Raw genomic sequence first — 17,127 nt, 5'->3', positions numbered from 1 at the left:
AGGTAAGAACTTCAAAGCATAACTTCCAAATTTTTCCGGAAGTTTTTTTTCTTTCCTTTTCTCTTTCCCCGTCGTCTCTCTTGTCGAAAGGGAGGCAAAAAGAAATAAAAGAAAGAAGAACTGCCGTGCACCGTCTCTAAAAAAAGAATGTCAACTCGCGCTGCTTTCGTTTTCAAAAGCGGGTGCAAAGGTAAGAACTTTAAAGCATAACTTCCAAATTTTTTCGGAAGTTTTTTTTCTTTTTTCTTTTCCAAGACCCAAGCTCCGAAAGAAACCTATGGCAAAGAGAAGAAAAATGATAGATTATAGCTCCGTTTTGCTGTCAGAATGTCAAACTATCGCCGCCCTCGTTCCCGAAAGCGGATGCAAAAGTAGAGCTTTTAAGGACATCTGCAAAATATATACAAGCTTTTTTTGAGGATTTTTGAAAACTTTTCCATAAAATACTGACTGCCAGATATGTTTTAAAGCATAATCCTTGAAGGAAAAAGAATACAGAAAAGTAAGGAACACATTATATATATACGAGCGAGATAATACCGAACAATCAACCATTGACATGAATACAAAAAACAAGGAAACACGTCGGAGAATAACCCAGGAACCGACAAATCAATGCAAATACCCAGACGAACAGATACCCCTGACGACGAGAAACGGACGGGAAGACTCTGAACGAACGCGGGTGAAGAGGACAGGACAGCATGAGACAGCCAATAACCACAAAACAAGGAAAACAACTACAAAAAAAAAATCACTGTCAAAACCGACAAGGGGAATTAATTAACACAATAAAGAAAGGATTAAGAGCCTGTTTAAATTTTCTTCAAAAGTTTTTTCAGCTTCTTCCCAAGCTTCTTTCCGGTCTGTTTTTCTGTTTCTATTCGTCACATAGCCCGCTATGCTCTTCATTAGAACAGAAAAACATCCTCAAAAAGAACTCTTAAAAGAATGCTGAAGAAAATTTAAACAGGCTCTAATACAAATCGGGATAATCAAAAATCGGGATAGAACAAAGAGTACATTACAGTTTTTATTTTAACTCTTAGGTATAATCGACGCGTCATACAGCCGACAATCATCAGTAAAAGCCTTTATCAAGTCCACTTCTGTGCCCTACCCAAAGAACGCACAGCAGCAGCAAACTCTTCCCGAGGAATGATAGCCTTATTACGTGTCTTCAAACGATTATTATAAACGGTCTGAGGTGAATAATGCAAGAATTCGGCAATCTTCACACTATCAGTGATACCTAAACGCACCAAAGCATAAATGCGCAATTCCGTATTCAGCAGCTCACCATCTTTTAGCACAATCTGCTCGTCAGGATGGAGCAAGGCATTGAAGTCACTTACGAAATCCGGATAAATGTGCAAGAAGATAGCATCAAAGTTATGATAGAACTCTTTCAACTCATTCTGTGCCATAGAATGAGTATCGGTCAATGCTTTCACATCCTCCAACTGGTTTGCCTTAAGCTTACGATTGATATTTTTCCGATACTCATCCAGCTTACTGATATAATTGGAACAAATGGAAAAGACATAACCTATGTATTCCTCCTTCACATAGTTGGATTCACGAAGCTGATTATTGGTATCCCTCAACTGTTCATTCAAAGAAGTAAGCTGTACATTCGTTTCTGCCACTTGTCCGTGCATTTTCGAAAGTTCTTCCACATGCTTATTCAGGCGGTTGTTTGCCTCATTCAGCTGTTGGCGCGACTGCTTCAATCGCTTCATCTGCTTATATATATACAGGAAGGCAAACAAGGATATCAAGGACAAGACACTGACCAGTACCAAATACATACGTAACCGCGCTTCTTGCCTCTGATTACGTTCCTGATAGATCTGATGAATGGTGTCCTGCACTGCAGAGATGCCCACTACCCTCACCCGGTTCCGATATGCCAAGGCATTCTGCAAACAGTAACTCATGTAGACATAGGCATGGTCAATATCACCCAAACTAAAAAGTACCCCCGCCAGCTCTTCCAACGAAGCAATATCTTTATTGGAGATACGTACATCGGCCATAGCAGAATATATCAGGTAAGTCAGATAATTTTCCTGCTCATCGGACTCGCGATAAAAGCAGGCCAGCACGTAAGCATTCATGGCATCGCGCCGAGTGTCGAATGCAGAATTAAGAATTCCCTTCTGCAAACGTTCTTTAAAAACATACATACTGTCCGTACCTTGTACTACCTGCCCTTTATACCACAAGAACAAGGGGTCTTCAGGGGTAAGAACCATATTCAAAGAGTCCTTGTAAACACGCTCCAACTGTGCATAATGTTCATGCAAAGTACCCATTTCACTACCGGCATACTGATTGAAATGCGAATACAGATACAGCATTTGCCCGTAATAGTCCACTAACAATTCTTTGGGGAGCGAACCGCCTGAAACTCCGCGCAATTCATCCTGAGCTTCTTTCAACAAACCGGTGGCAGCCAACAGAAAAGACTTTTTTATCTTCCACTCCATCTGCCGGTATTTATCATTCTGCTTATAAACTATATCCAAATTGTCTACCACATAATTCATTGCAGAATCGGCGTTATAGACGCAATACTCATCATAAAGATTTTTATTCAGCCAATATCTCTCTTCCAAAGTACGCACATCCTTTTGCAGCTTGTGCAACTGGGCAATCTTCGCCTCTTTAAGCATAGCAAACGTGGTTTTTTGCGCAATCAGAGAGTCAAGGCGCACCAGCAGTTCTTTTATCTTTTCACTGTAAGGTGCCGCATTCAGAAAGGTACACCCCATCAGTAAAAATAGTAAAGCTATGATTTTTCTTTTCATTTCTATTATTCATATAAGGCTGAGAGCACAAAGATAAATTAATCTATCTAAACATAAGCTACTTCTACCCTAAAAAGTACATGAAAGTTAAGAGGTATTTCGACCATTTACAGCGATAAAACAGCATATACAGACCTCCTTCCATAGTAGCTGACCTTTACTTTATACAGCAATCCATAAGGATATAACTCACTATATATGTGATATTTACATTTCACTCACACTTACTTCTCCATATTACCCGCCTATCGGACGAATAAGGTTGTCCACTATCTTTGCAACAGAGAAAGAAAAGTGTACTATGGAAAACATCCAATCTCTATTAGAACATACTTTTCTAAAATAAATTAAATCTTTTAATTAAAGTACTATGAGAATGATTACAAGAAATCTTCTTACGCGGAGTTACAAGCTCCTTCTGACATTACTCGTACTGCTAATGTCAACAAATGCATTTGCCCAACGATTGACAGCTACGGGTAAAGTAGTAGATGCCGCAGGCCTGGAGGTCATTGGCGCATCTGTATTGGAAAAGGGAACAACCAACGGTGTTGTTACCAATCTGGATGGGGAGTTTTCCCTGAGTGTAGGACAGAATGCCACACTGGTAATATCCTTCATCGGCTACAAAACGATAGAGGTAAAAGCAGCCACCAACATGAATATCACATTGCAGGAAGACAACGAACTGCTTGACGAAGTGGTAGTCATCGGTTATGGGAGTGTGAAGCGTAAAGATGTAACCACTGCCGTATCCACGGTTTCTACAAAAGATTTGGACCAACGGCCCATAGTGTCGGCAGCCCAAGCCCTGCAAGGTAAAGCAGCCGGTGTGTCGGTTATGCAACCCAGCGGTGAACCGGGCGGAGGCATGAGTATCCGCGTACGTGGTACCACCTCATTCAACGGTAGTAACGACCCACTCTACGTAGTGGATGGTGTGCCCGTGGACAACATCAACTTTCTCTCTCCCAACGACATTGAAAGTCTCTCTATCCTAAAGGATGCCTCATCGGCAGCCATCTATGGTTCACGTGCAGCCAACGGTGTGGTACTAATTACGACCAAAACCGGAACAGAAGGCAATGCCAAAGTGGCACTGAACGTACAATATGGTATGACAAAAGTAGCCAAAAGCATGGATGCCCTGAATACAGAACAGTACCGTGAGTTACAGGAAGAAATCGGGGCTGTCAACCCCACGGCTCTTGAAGGTTTAACAGACCAGACAGATTGGTTTGATGAAGTTTACAAAACCGGACAGACCCAAAACTACCAAGTAGCTGTATCTAATGGAAACGAAAAGATGAAATACTTTCTCTCTGCTGGTTATCTGAATGAAAGAGGTATTCTAGAAGGTACATACTTCAAACGATATAGCTTCCGTGCCAATATCGACAACCAAATACGCAGCTGGCTGAATGTAAGTGCCAATATCTCCTACTCCGACAATATCGGAAACACCGGCATCATTTCTGGTACGGGTGCCAACCGTGGCGGTGTAGTCCTCTCAGTTATCAACACACCGACCTATGCTCCTATTTGGGACCTTGAAAAGCCGAATCAATACAATAAGAACTTCTATGGGGTAAATATCATGAATCCGATGGAAAACCTGGCCCGCCAGAAAAACAACAAGAACAAGGAGAACCGCCTCATTGCATCCGGATCTGCTACCGTCAGCTTTCTGCCCAACCTAAAGTTGAAATCATCTGTAACCCTAGACCGTCGCAACGGGGTAAACACCACATTCCTCGATCCAATATCGACCACCGACGGGCGCAACAGCTTCGGTACAGCCTCTGACAACCGGAATATGAATACCGTATTGGTTTTCGATAATATACTGACTTACAACACCAATATCAAGAAGCACGGCATTGATATAATGGCTGGTTCTTCCTATACCCAATCGGACTATACCAACAGCTGGATAAACGGCTCACACTTTCGAAACGATAAAATACAGACTCTGAATGCCGCCAATAAAATTTCATGGGACGGTACCGGAACAGGAGCTTCACAGTGGGCTATCTCTTCCTATTTCGCCCGCGTGTCCTACAATTATGACAGCAAGTACATGCTTACCATGAACATGCGTGCCGACGGTTCATCCAAACTGCATCCCGACCATCGTTGGGGCATTTTCCCGTCCTTTTCAGCTGCTTGGCGCATTTCATCAGAAAAATTCATGAAAGACATTACTTGGATTGATGACTTGAAGCTCCGCGGCGGCTGGGGACAGACCGGTAACCAAAGCGGCATAGGTGATTACTCGTATCTGCAACGTTATAACATCAACCGCATACCATGGTTTGAAGAAGGCAACGACCATGCAGTTCCCGGTATCAGCCAAGCCAACCTAAGAACAAGTGACCTGAAATGGGAAACCACCAACCAAACCAACATCGGTCTTGACTTAACTGTACTGAACAATAGACTGACCTTCAGCATGGATTATTATTACAAAAAGACAACAGACATGTTAATGAATGTAAGTCTGCCTGCAGGTGCAGCAGCAACCACCAGCATCACCCGTAACGAAGGCGAGATGACCAACAAAGGATTTGAATTCTCCATAAACTCCCACAACCTTACCGGCGAGTTCTCCTGGGATACAGACTTCAACATTTCTTTCAATAAGAACAAGCTGACCAAGCTCTCGTTGCAGAAAATCTATACAGCAGCAAGCAGTGCCGAGGTGGTGAAAGAGAATATCGTACGCAATGAACCCGGACGTCCTTTGGGTGGTTTCTACGGTTACATCAGCGACGGCGTAGACCCTGAAACTGGTAACTTGATTTATCGCGACCTTAACGAAGACGGTAAGATTTCCACTTCCGACCGTACCTATATCGGTGACCCGAATCCTGACTTCATCTACGGATTGACAAATACCTTTACGTGGAAAGACCTCAGCCTGAGCATCTTTATCCAAGGAAGCTATGGAAACGACATCTTCAATGTGTCCCGTATGGAAACTGAGGGTATGTATGACGGTAAAAACCAGTCAACGGAAGTATTGAAACGCTGGAGAATACCCGGACAGATTACGAATGTCCCAAAAGCCAACTTCAACATCAAGAACTCCACTTATTTTGTAGAAGACGGCAGCTACCTGCGTGTCAAAGACATTTCACTCTCTTACAACATCCGTTGCCGCCAATTCAAGAAATGGGGTATCAGCCGCGTACAGCCTTACTTTACCGCCAGCAATTTGCTGACCTGGACTAGCTATTCAGGCATGGACCCCGAAGTGAACCAATATGGCAACAGCGGTTCTGTACAGGGCATCGACTATGGAACTTACCCGCAGAGCAAATCATTCGTTTTCGGTATCAATGTTGAATTTTAAAAAAGGGAGAAATAACTTATGAAATTAAAGCATATATATAAAAGTATAGCTTGCGGTATATTGTTGGCAATGACCGCAACCTCGTGTGACTTGGACTACAATCCGGTAGACACCTACTCGGATGTAACGGAAGGAGTGGACAAAGCAGATGAAAAACCTATTTTCAACAGTGTACAAGATGTGGAAACCTCAATGGTAACCCTTCACAAAAAATTCCGCGACCAGCAGGAACACTGGTATGTCGACAAACTGCTTATCGGTGATGCCCATTCCGACAATGCATATGCCGGAACAACGGGTGCAGAAGTAGTACCTTACGAAACCAATTCCATTGAAGGATCCAATTCCGTACTAAAACGTGACTGGGACCGTTTTCTGGGTGATATTGCCACAGCCAACCGCATCATCATAGGTTGTAATCAGCTCAAGGCCCTCAGTGAAAGCGAACGCGGTAAATATCAGTCACAAGCCAAAATATTCCGTGCCATGGTCATGTTCGATATGGTACGCTTATGGGGCAACTTCCCGGTTATCACTACTGTGGGCGGTGACATCACCGAAGACAACGTAGAAGAGATGTATCCGACCTACTTCCCTCCACAGAACACAGCAGAAGAAGCTTACACCCAAATAGAGAAAGACTTGACTGAAGCAGTGGAAAACCCCAACACCCCGACAAACGATGCATCCGACAAAAGCATACTTACCAAATCGGTGGCACGTGCCATGCTAGCCAAAGTCTATGCAGAAAAACCTCTACGCGATTATGCAAAGGTTATCAAGTACGCTAATGAACTGGCTGCCGACGGTTTTGACCTTGTGGAAGACTTCAGCGACCTTTGGGCTTATGATACAGAAAAAAAAGACTGCCGGGTACGCAATACCAAGGAGGCAATTCTCGAAGCTCATTTTCCTCCCGGTTCCGGTAACTGGTGTACTTGGATGTTCGGCCGCAACTTGAGCAACTGGGATGAAAGTTTCACCTGGGCCAAATGGATTACCCCTTCCCGTGACCTTATCCGCCTTTATGAGGAACAAGGAGACACGAAACGTTACAATGAATCAGTTGTATGGTACGACTGCGGATGGAGCAACTATTATCCGGCAGACCATTATGCCTTCATGTACAAATGCCGCTCTGCGTTCAACAACATCATTTATCTGAGATACGCCGACATCTTACTTCTTAAGGCTGAAGCCAAGATTATGGGAGAAACTCCCGACCTGAACGGTGCAGCCGACATTATCGACCTCATCCGCAATCGTGCCGGACTGGGCAAACTTCCACCAAGCACCCGCAATAGTAAAGAAGCATTGCTCCAAGCTTATATGGACGAACGCCGTATGGAACTAGCCTTTGAGGGACAACGCTGGTACGACCTTTGCCGTCTCAACAAAGTTGAAGAAGTGATGAACGCTGTTTATGCCAAAGACAATGGTCGCCATGCACAAGAAAATCTATTCAATGAAAATTCTTATCTGCTGGCTATCCCTCAGGGTGCCATCGACCAAAACGGGAACTTGATACAGAACCCGGGGTATTAATATTAATGAGTAATATAAAAATCAATCAAATATGAATTTAAGAAATATATTCACTACCGCATTAGGCAGCTTCACCATACTGGCAGCCTGTGGCAATGACAATGACAATAACATCACCCCTACACCCGAACCCAAGCCGGACCAACCCACGGAAGAGGCAAAGGATGTTACCCTTTACGTAACGAACACCAGCCGTACTTATGATTTGACAAAGTCCGGGTTGACCTTCGGCACCGGAAGCAACATGTCACCTTCTACCGTGACACTCAACCCTGCCACCCGCTATCAGGAAATGGACGGTTTCGGTGCAGCCATCACCGGCTCCACCGGCTACAACCTGATGCAGATGACACAAGAGAACCGCACGAAGTTCCTGACAGAAACCTTCTCGGACAAAGAAGGTTACGGATTCAGCTATGTACGTATTGCCATCGGTTGTTCCGACTTCTCATTCAGTGAATTCACTTGCTGTGACGAAAAGGGACTTGAGCACTTTGCCCTACCGATGGAAGACACCAAATATGTAATTCCTATATTGAAGGAAATTCTGGCAATCAATCCTGCCGTCAAAGTGATTGCCGCTCCTTGGACATGTCCAAAGTGGATGAAAGTGAAAAGCTTGGAAGAACGTATACCTTTTGACTCATGGACCAGCGGACAGTTGAACCCCGAATATTACAGAACATATGGCGACTACTTCGTAAAATGGATACAAGCTTTCGAAAAGGAAGGAATCAAAATTCACGCTGTGACTCCGCAGAACGAACCGCTGAATCACGGTAACTCGGCATCCCTGTTTATGGGATGGGAAGAAGCCCGTGACTTCATCAAGACCGGCCTGGGTCCTGCCTTCAAAGAAGCCGGAGTTGCCGCAAAGATTTATGTTTTCGACCATAACTACAACTACGACAATCTGACCGACCAAAAGAGTTACCCCACCAAAATTTATGACGATGCAGAAGCCTCACAATATATTGCGGGCGCTGCCTACCATAATTATGGCGGTAACCGTTCCGAGCTGCTGAATATCCATAAACTCTACCCCAACAAGGAGCTGCTTTTTACGGAAACCTCCATCGGTACTTGGAACTCTGGCCGCGATTTGGAAACACGCCTGCTTAATGATATGGAAGAAATTACATTGGGAACAGCCAACAACTGGTGCCGCGGTGCCATTGTGTGGAATCTGGTACTGGACAGCGACCTGGGACCGGTAAGTCCTTCAAACGGCTCTTGCAAGACCTGCTATGGTGCAGTGGATATTGACAATACAAACTATTCCAAAATTGTCCGCAACTCCCACTACTACCTTATCGGTCACATGTCTTCAGTTGTAAAACCGGGCGCTGTACGTATCGGAACAACTGGTTACACAGCCAACGGCATCACCTACTCCGCCTTCGAGAATACGGATGGTACCTATGCATTCGTATTAGCCAACAACAATGCAGAGGACAAACGAATCACCGTAAGCGACGGCACACACTACTTCTCCTACGAAGTTCCGGCCAAAGCAATCATTTCTTACCGTTGGAAAAAATAAAACTAATAATTTAAATAGAAGATTATAATGAAAAGCTTAAAATACTATCTAATGGCAATGGTAGGCATAACCATGCTGAATGCTTGCAGCGATGACAATCCGGTTCCCGGCAACCCGACAATGAACTTTCAAGCAGAACCTTCTTCAGCCTTGTTCGGAGACAGCCTGCCTTTTACAATCAAGGCATCGGACGCAGATGTACCTCTTTCCACGTTAAAAGCGCGGTTATACTTCAGCGACGAAATGGTGTCAGAGACTGTAATCCGTACAAAAGTGAACGGTCAAGACTATACCGGAAAAATCTTTGTTCCCTACCTGACAAATATTCCCAACGGAACGGCCACACTGAAGTTCATTCTGCAGAACACCAATTTCACAATTACAGAGAAAAGTTATGATGTGGCGCTGAGCCGTCCAGACTTCCCTTACCTGACTCTAGTTTCAGGAGACCAGGAATACCGCATGGAAAAAGTCGCAGCCAATCAGTATAGCGTGACCGGTGAATTTGCACAAAAAGTGAAAGGTTACATCAAAGCTCCTAAAGTAGGCGCCAACGGGAATGAAATCAACTTCGGATGGAGCAACGGCGCCATTGCACAAGGTACCTCCAGTGAAATTACCTTCTCCAACCTGTCAGCTGGAGAATATTCCATATCCTTCAATACGTTGACTTATGCAGCCGCTCCTTTTGTAAAGCTACTGCTGAACGGTTCTGAAATGGAGATGGTGGATGATGACCATTACAGCATCGATCTCAATCTGAAGCAAGGAGACAATATCACTACAAACATTCCCAACTTCGACCAATACTGGATAGACCCCGACTTTTTCGAAAAAGATGAAGACGGTTCGCTAAAGTTCCTGTCCATTGATGGAACTTATCGCGTCATTGCCAACCTGGCCCTAAATTATCTGGAAGTATTGAAAATGAACGGAACAAGCACCGACTCTCTGAACGGTGACGGAACTGGTGCCCTCTGGATTATTGGTGACGGTATCGGTAAACCCTCCGTAACAACCAATGCCGTAGGTTGGACTACAGAAAAAGGGCTCTGCATGTCACAGATTGAAGCGAAGAAGTATCAAGTAACAGTAGTAGCGGGAGAGCAGATCAAATCTGATAACATCAACTTCAAATTCTTCCACCAACAAGGTTGGGGAGGTGAATATAAGAATGACGCCTTGTCCACCACCAGTGACCTTGTATTTATAGGTGACGGTGCCAATGGACGTGATGCCGGCAACTTGGGCCTTGTAGAAGGCAAAAGCTTGGAAAACGGTGTCACTTACCGGTTCACAGTTGACGTAACGGCAGGTGTCTCTTCAGCAGTTTTGACAGTAGAAAAGGTAGAAAGATAGACGAATAACGCTGAAGAATAGCAGAAAAAGGGCTGGCTCTATAAAAGAGTTCAGCCCCTCTTGCTTATGCTGAATATATGGCTTTGGATTAATCCAACCCTTCCTTCGCTTCTTCCTGCGGAATGCGCACCGAGGTATAAAGTTCAAGAAGAGCAGCTATCGTCAGAGACACAATCCATTCATTGCCCCTTGTAAAGAGCATGAACGCCCCCGTAAGTACCAGCAAAAGCGCACCGAATATTTGCTGCCGGCGCAAACGTTTGACTATGGAACTTCTGCACTTGGACGGAGAATTGATTTGGGCCAAAGCAACCATCGTAGCACCGATAGTATATATATAAGGTGAAAGAGGCCATCCCGTGATATAAACGGTAGCTCCTGCCAAGAGCATCACGGCCCCTACTGCAAAAAGGGCGGATATCAGTTGTTTCATTTTTCTAAATCTTCTTCAAATACATAAATATCCTCATTGGGCTTTTTCATCAGATACTTCTCACGGGCAATCTGTTCGATGGCACCGGAGTCAACGGCAAGCTCATTGAGTCGTTCGGTATTCTCTTCATATTCCTTACGGTACTTTTCTATTTCATCGCGCAGGCGGCTTTCTTCCCGGGCATAACCCAGACGGCGTACCACGCTATTCTCGTCCAGAAACCCGATAATTACAGCAAACAACGCAAGCGTAATCAGATATTTATGCTTGCGGACAAAAGACCAAAGAGAAGCAAGTTTATCCATCTCGTCATCTACTATTTAGCAATTTATCATTCATGATGGAGCTTCCCATCATATAACTTCACGTCACAAAGATAAGAGGAATAACCGAAAGATTTCTTTTTTTTGTGTACATTTGCACAAAAAGCAAAGAATATCCCGAATATGGAAAACTATATTGTATCTGCACGGAAATATCGTCCCTCGACCTTTGAGTCTGTAGTAGGCCAACGTGCACTGACCACTACCTTGAAGAATGCCATTTCCACCGGAAAACTGGCGCATGCCTATCTTTTTTGCGGCCCGAGAGGCGTGGGAAAAACAACTTGCGCCCGTATCTTTGCTAAAACAATCAACTGCATGAGTCCCACAGCAGACGGTGAGGCATGCAACCAGTGTGAATCCTGTACTGCTTTCAATGAGCAGCGCTCCTACAATATCCATGAGCTGGATGCCGCCTCAAACAACTCTGTCGATGACATCCGCCAATTGGTGGAGCAGGTACGCATACCACCTCAGATAGGTAAATACAAAGTATATATTATTGATGAGGTACATATGTTGTCCGCCTCGGCTTTCAATGCTTTCCTTAAAACACTGGAAGAGCCTCCACGCCATGCCATATTCATCCTTGCCACTACCGAGAAACACAAGATACTGCCCACCATCCTTTCACGCTGCCAAATATATGATTTCAGCCGGATTGGCGTGGAAGATACTGTAGCACACCTCGCATACGTCGCCTCCAAAGAAGGCATCACTGCTGAGCCGGAAGCATTGAATGTAATAGCCCTCAAAGCAGACGGCGGTATGCGCGACGCACTATCCATCTTCGACCAAGTGGTAAGCTTCACCGGAGGACATATCACCTATAAAAGTGTGATTGAAAACCTCAATGTACTGGACTATGAATACTACTTCAAACTAACCGGATTCTTTCTCGAGAACAAAATCAGTAACGCGTTGCTATTACTGAACGATGTGCTCAACAAAGGCTTCGACGGCAGCCACTTCATCACCGGACTTTCATCCCACCTACGTGACTTGCTTGTCAGCAAAGACCCGGCGACACTGCCACTGCTTGAAGTGGGCGCAAGCATACGCGAACGTTATCAGGCACAGGCACAGCAATGTCCCCTCCCCTTTCTTTACCGTGCCATGAAGCTCTGCAACGATTGTGACCTGAACTACCGTGCCAGTAAAAACAAACGGCTACTAGTAGAGCTCACTCTGATACAAGTGACACAACTGACCGTCGAGGGGGAAGACGATGCCAATGGGCGCAGCCCTAAGCAAGTTATAAAACCTATATTCACGCAGCCTGCCGTCGCTCAGCAGCCACAGGCCACTACTGCCATGCCCCAACAAACCGCACAGCCGGCAGTACAAACAAGCAGCACTACCCAACCTGCTGCTACACAGCAGGGTAATGCAACAACTCCACATACTACACCTACTGCCGTATTAATGGCGCAAGGGAGAGAAGAGAAAAAAATCCCGGTCATGAAAATGTCCGGATTAGGGGTGTCCATCAAACGCCCCCATATAGAAGAAGAACAAAAAACCCCTTCATCTAACTCTACTGCCGCCCACCAAGCAGCACAACCGGAAGAAGACTACATCTTCAATGAAAGAGATTTGAATTATTACTGGCAGGAGTATGCCGGACGTATGCCCAAGGAGCAAGTAGCCATAGCCAAACGCATGCAAAACATGCGCATCACGTTAATAAATGACACAACTTTTGAAGCCGTGGTAGACAATGAAATCGTTGCCAAGGAATTTACCAGCATGATACCCACTCTGCAAAATTACCTACGTACCCGGCTAAAGAACCGCAAAATCACCATGATTGTCCGGATTAGTGCTCCTGCTGAAAAGGTACGTGCCTATGGGCGCGTTGAAAAATTCCAGATGATGGCACAAAAGAATAGCGCCCTGTTACAACTAAAAGAGGAGTTTGGGTTGGAACTGTACTAATCCCTTCCAATCGTCTCATAAAGTTGCTAACAAATTGATTATAAAGAATAAAACATCCATCTATTTTTTTACTCGTTTATATTTATTTTCGCAGGCAATAAACAAAAGAGGCAAACAAGCATTTTGAGAACGGTTATATGGAGCTATTGAGACAGAGGCTGACGGTCACGTCTACAGCAAATCCAGATTAACCTACTGATAAATGCTACCAAATTCACCCTGCAAGGCAACATTGTACTAAAGCTGGAAAAAGAAACGGACAACACCGTACTATTCACGGTAACAGATACCGGTTGCCACATTCCCAAAGACAAGCAAGCCAATATTTTCCAACGTTTTGAAAAGTTGAATAAGAGAACCTGCTACGTATATATCTTGCTTCTCCAGCCGGTATCCCAAAATTGGAAATCTATATCAGGAAGGAATCAGCTACTTGAATAAGGCTTTTGAACTGACTGGTCTGCCTCCCTTGCCACTCAGATTGATCTATCGACAAAAGCTTTCAAAGGTATCTGTCAAACCGAAAATGCCGAAGAAAGAGAAATCGCAGTGATTACTTTTACCTATCCTACTCTTTCTTAAAAGCTGAAAACCGGTTTAAGTTCCAGCTAAATCCAATAATATCAGAACAATCCATTTACAAAAAGTTCAAAAACAAACATTTTTCAGTCTCTGCGGTATACTATGCCGCTTTCTTGAATTCTTATTTAGACGATATACAAATTATACGTTTTTTAGTCAAGATTGATAGCAACTAATAAAGAAAACCACTATTTTTGCCGAACGAATTAGTACTAATAATAATTTAAATCTAAAAGAAAATGGCTTACGTAATTAGTGATGATTGTATTGCTTGCGGAACTTGTATCGACGAGTGTCCGGTTGGCGCTATCTCTGAAGGTGATATCTATCATATCGACCCCGAGACTTGCACAGAGTGTGGTACTTGTGCAGATGTTTGTCCTTCTGAAGCAATTCATCCGGGAGAATAATACAATCCCAGTATCAAAAACAAAAGCGTGGGCAGATAAATTGCCTGCGCTTTTTTTATATCCCCACGTAGGATTCAGTAGTCTCCCCCCTCATAGTTATTTTCTACATACGGATAATACGTTAGTTCACAGATATGAACACTTTGTTCCATCAGTAGAAAATAAAATGTTCGTGCAGTATGGAACAAGGTGTTTATACGACATGAAACAAAATGTTTACTTAAATGAAACTGAGTGTTCGCCATAACAAAACGAACAGTTCGCTTTGATGAAACGAACTGTTCGTGACAGCATGACAGATGTCTTGCTAAAATAAGTTTGTAGAAGAAGCTAGAATCACTTCAGATTAGCCAGTGCTTCTTTTATACGACGAATAGCTTCAACTATATTTTCATCGCTGGTTGCATAACTCATCCGAATGCATTCGGGAGCTCCGAAAGAGGCACCACCTACACAAGCCACATGAGCTACTTCCAACAGATACATGGCCAAATCATCCGAATCATTGATTTTACGTTCACCGGCAGATTTGCCAAAGAATGAATCACATTTAGGGAACAGATAGAAAGCGCCTTCCGGTACATTCACCTCAAAACCAGGAACTTCCTTAGCCAACTTTACAATCAAATCACGACGACGCTCGAAAGCCTTACGCATTTTTTCCACCGGAGCTTGTGTACCCGCATAAGCAGCCTCAGCAGCCTTCTGAGATACAGAACAAGGACCGGAAGTATACTGTCCCTGCAATTTATTGCAAGCCTTCACAAGCCATTCCGGACCTGCAATGAAACCGATACGCCAACCGGTCATTGCATATGCTTTGGAAACACCATTCACAATGACCGTACGCTCTTTCATTTCGGGGAATTGCGCTATACTCTGATGCTCGCCGATATAATTGATGTGTTCGTAAATCTCATCAGCAATCACAACAACCTGAGGATACTTTGCCAATACTGCGGCCAGGCCTGCCAACTCCTCCTTGCTGTACACCGAACCCGTAGGATTAGAAGGAGAACAAAGAATCAGCACCTTTGTCTTCGGGCTGATGGCAGCCTCCAGTTGTGCAGGTGTTATCTTAAAGTCCTGGTCGATACCTGCTGGTACGATAACCGGTGTACCCTCGGCCAATTTTACCATTTCCGGATAACTGACCCAATAGGGAGCAGGTACAATTACTTCGTCACCCGGATTCACCAATACCAGAATTGCATTGCAAACCGACTGCTTGGCACCATTGGCGCAAGAAATTTGTGCGGCGGTATATTCCAGACCGTTTTCCTTCTTCAACTTCTCTACAATTGCATTACGCAAGGCAGGATAACCCGGCACCGGAGAATAGCGAGAAAAGTTATCGTCTATCGCCTTTTTCGCAGCCTCTTTAATGTGGTCGGGAGTATTGAAGTCCGGTTCTCCCACACTCAGGTTAATTACGTCTACGCCTTGAGCCTTCAGCTCTGCGCTCTTTTGAGACATAGCCAGTGTCGCAGAAGGCGACAAACTGTTTAAACGATCTGATAATTGATTCATTTTGTTACTATTTAATGATTGTTACGCAAATCCGGTTGCAAAATAAGCGATTTTCTTTGATATAAGAAAACAAAAAGACAGTTACTTATTGAAATGGAGTGTATGTCCCATACGTTCCTTCTTGGTACGGAGGTAACGCTCGTTGTATGGATTCGGAGTAATCTCGATAGCAACGTTCTCCGTTATTTCCAAACCGTAAGCCTCCAAGCCCACGCGTTTCACGGGATTATTGGTCATCAGCCGCATTTTGTGTACTCCTATCTCACGAAGAATCTGGGCACCTACACCATAATCACGTTCATCCACCAGATGTCCCAAGCAAATATTAGCTTCTACAGTATCCATGCCTTCTTCCTGCAATTTATAGGCTTTCATTTTTTCCATCAAGCCAATGCCGCGACCTTCCTGATTCAGATACACGATTACTCCCTTACCTGCTTTCTCTATCATTTCCATTGCCTTATGCAACTGCTCGCCGCAATCGCAACGCTTGGAACCAAAAATATCTCCCGTTGCACACGAAGAGTGTACACGTACCAGAATCGGTTCATCCTGTTCCCACGTACCTTTAAACAAGGCAACATGTTCCAAGCCGTTCGATTTCTGGCAGAAAGGAATCAAACGGAAATGACCGTGGTCTGTAGGCATATCTACTTCCACACCTTTTTCCACAATAGATTCCTGCTTCAAACGGTAGGCAATCAGGTCACGGATAGAAATCAACTTCAATCCAAATTCATCCGCCATCCGTCGCAACTCGGGCAAGCGTGCCATTGTCCCGTCGTCATTCATTATCTCCATAAGAGCACCGGCCGGATAAAGCCCAGCCAGACGAGCCATATCAATAGTCGCTTCCGTATGTCCTGCACGACGCAACACACCTTTCTCTTGGGCATACAACGGATTAATGTGACCGGGACGTCCGAAAGTTGCCGGAGTAGAAGCCGGATCGGCCAACGCCTGGATAGTAGCAGCACGATCTGCCGCAGAAACACCTGTACTACAACCTTCCAGCTTGTCAATGGTCACCGTGAAAGGAGTACCCAGTACAGAAGTGTTATCCGATACCTGATGCGGTAAATCCAACTCACGGCAACGCGAAACGGTAACAGGTGCACAGAGTACGCCACGGGCATGTTTCAACATAAAGTTTACTTTCTCCGGTGTAATCTTTTCAGCTGCAATTATCAAATCACCCTCATTCTCACGGTCCTCATCATCCACAACAATCACAAATTCACCGGCTTTGAAGTCTTCAATGGCCTCTTCTATCGTATTCAACTTTACATTTTCCAT

General features: G+C 44.4%; 12 protein-coding genes and 1 pseudogene. 7 read left to right on the top strand and 6 right to left on the bottom strand.

What is annotated here, in order from left to right:
* Positions 1–11: 11 nt before the first annotated feature.
* Both E5355_RS06880 and E5355_RS06870 read right to left on the bottom strand, forming a co-directional pair.
* Entirely contained in the window at positions 12–254 is a 243-nt protein-coding gene (locus E5355_RS06880) for a hypothetical protein (RefSeq protein ID WP_136009717.1), read from the bottom strand.
* Positions 255–1,097: 843 nt separating this feature from the next.
* Positions 1,098–2,813 (bottom strand): DUF6377 domain-containing protein, encoded by a 1,716-nt coding sequence (locus E5355_RS06870; RefSeq protein ID WP_136009716.1) that lies wholly within the window; start codon positions 2,811–2,813, stop codon positions 1,098–1,100.
* Positions 2,814–3,252: 439 nt separating this feature from the next.
* Between E5355_RS06870 and E5355_RS06865 the strand changes: the two genes are divergently transcribed.
* The 4 genes from E5355_RS06865 to E5355_RS06850 are packed head-to-tail and all read left to right on the top strand — an operon-like array spanning position 3,253 to position 10,615.
* Positions 3,253–6,168: a SusC/RagA family TonB-linked outer membrane protein gene (locus tag E5355_RS06865; protein ID WP_370282109.1), complete on the top strand. Its 2,916-nt coding sequence runs from the start codon at positions 3,253–3,255 to the stop codon at positions 6,166–6,168.
* A gap of 18 nt (positions 6,169–6,186) precedes the next feature.
* Entirely contained in the window at positions 6,187–7,713 is a 1,527-nt protein-coding gene (locus tag E5355_RS06860; RefSeq protein WP_136009714.1) for a RagB/SusD family nutrient uptake outer membrane protein, read from the top strand.
* 31 nt (positions 7,714–7,744) lie between these two features.
* On the top strand, positions 7,745–9,256 hold the full coding sequence (locus E5355_RS06855) for a glycoside hydrolase family 30 protein (protein ID WP_136009713.1): 1,512 nt from the start codon (positions 7,745–7,747) through the stop codon (positions 9,254–9,256).
* Positions 9,257–9,283: 27 nt separating this feature from the next.
* Entirely contained in the window at positions 9,284–10,615 is a 1,332-nt protein-coding gene (locus E5355_RS06850; protein WP_136009712.1) for a DUF5125 domain-containing protein, read from the top strand.
* 88 nt (positions 10,616–10,703) lie between these two features.
* On the opposite strand, the gene E5355_RS06845 is transcribed toward E5355_RS06850, so the two are convergent.
* Complete coding sequence (locus tag E5355_RS06845; protein ID WP_136009711.1) at positions 10,704–11,048, bottom strand: hypothetical protein; 345 nt, start codon at positions 11,046–11,048, stop codon at positions 10,704–10,706.
* Positions 11,045–11,353, bottom strand: a complete 309-nt coding sequence (locus E5355_RS06840; protein WP_136009710.1) for an FtsB family cell division protein — start codon at positions 11,351–11,353, stop codon at positions 11,045–11,047. The genes E5355_RS06845 and E5355_RS06840 overlap by 4 nt, the downstream gene beginning before the upstream one ends.
* Positions 11,354–11,494: 141 nt before the next feature.
* Between E5355_RS06840 and E5355_RS06835 the strand changes: the two genes are divergently transcribed.
* The 3 genes and pseudogenes from E5355_RS06835 (at position 11,495) to E5355_RS06825 (ending at position 14,301) form a co-directional block, all read left to right on the top strand.
* Entirely contained in the window at positions 11,495–13,309 is a 1,815-nt protein-coding gene (locus E5355_RS06835; RefSeq protein ID WP_136009709.1) for a DNA polymerase III subunit gamma/tau, read from the top strand.
* A 165-nt stretch (positions 13,310–13,474) separates the two neighbouring features.
* Positions 13,475–13,663: pseudogene (locus E5355_RS06830) on the top strand (ATP-binding protein); the annotation flags it as partial.
* Positions 13,664–14,130: 467 nt separating this feature from the next.
* Entirely contained in the window at positions 14,131–14,301 is a 171-nt protein-coding gene (locus tag E5355_RS06825; protein ID WP_005834872.1) for a DUF362 domain-containing protein, read from the top strand.
* A 336-nt stretch (positions 14,302–14,637) separates the two neighbouring features.
* Here the strand turns inward: E5355_RS06825 and E5355_RS06820 are convergent, their stop codons facing one another.
* Positions 14,638–15,831, bottom strand: a complete 1,194-nt coding sequence (locus E5355_RS06820) for a pyridoxal phosphate-dependent aminotransferase (RefSeq protein WP_136009708.1) — start codon at positions 15,829–15,831, stop codon at positions 14,638–14,640.
* Positions 15,832–15,912: 81 nt separating this feature from the next.
* Positions 15,913–17,127 carry a bifunctional 3,4-dihydroxy-2-butanone-4-phosphate synthase/GTP cyclohydrolase II gene (locus tag E5355_RS06815; protein ID WP_136009707.1) on the bottom strand — a complete coding sequence of 405 codons (1,215 nt, stop codon included), beginning with the start codon at positions 17,125–17,127 and terminating at the stop codon, positions 15,913–15,915.

The sequence above is a fragment of the Bacteroides muris (ex Afrizal et al. 2022) genome, assembly GCF_004793475.1.
Classification (GTDB): Bacteria; Bacteroidota; Bacteroidia; order Bacteroidales; family Bacteroidaceae; genus Bacteroides; species Bacteroides muris.
The sequence above is the reverse complement of the archived record's forward strand: the minus strand, read 5'-3'. Positions and strand labels throughout refer to the sequence as shown.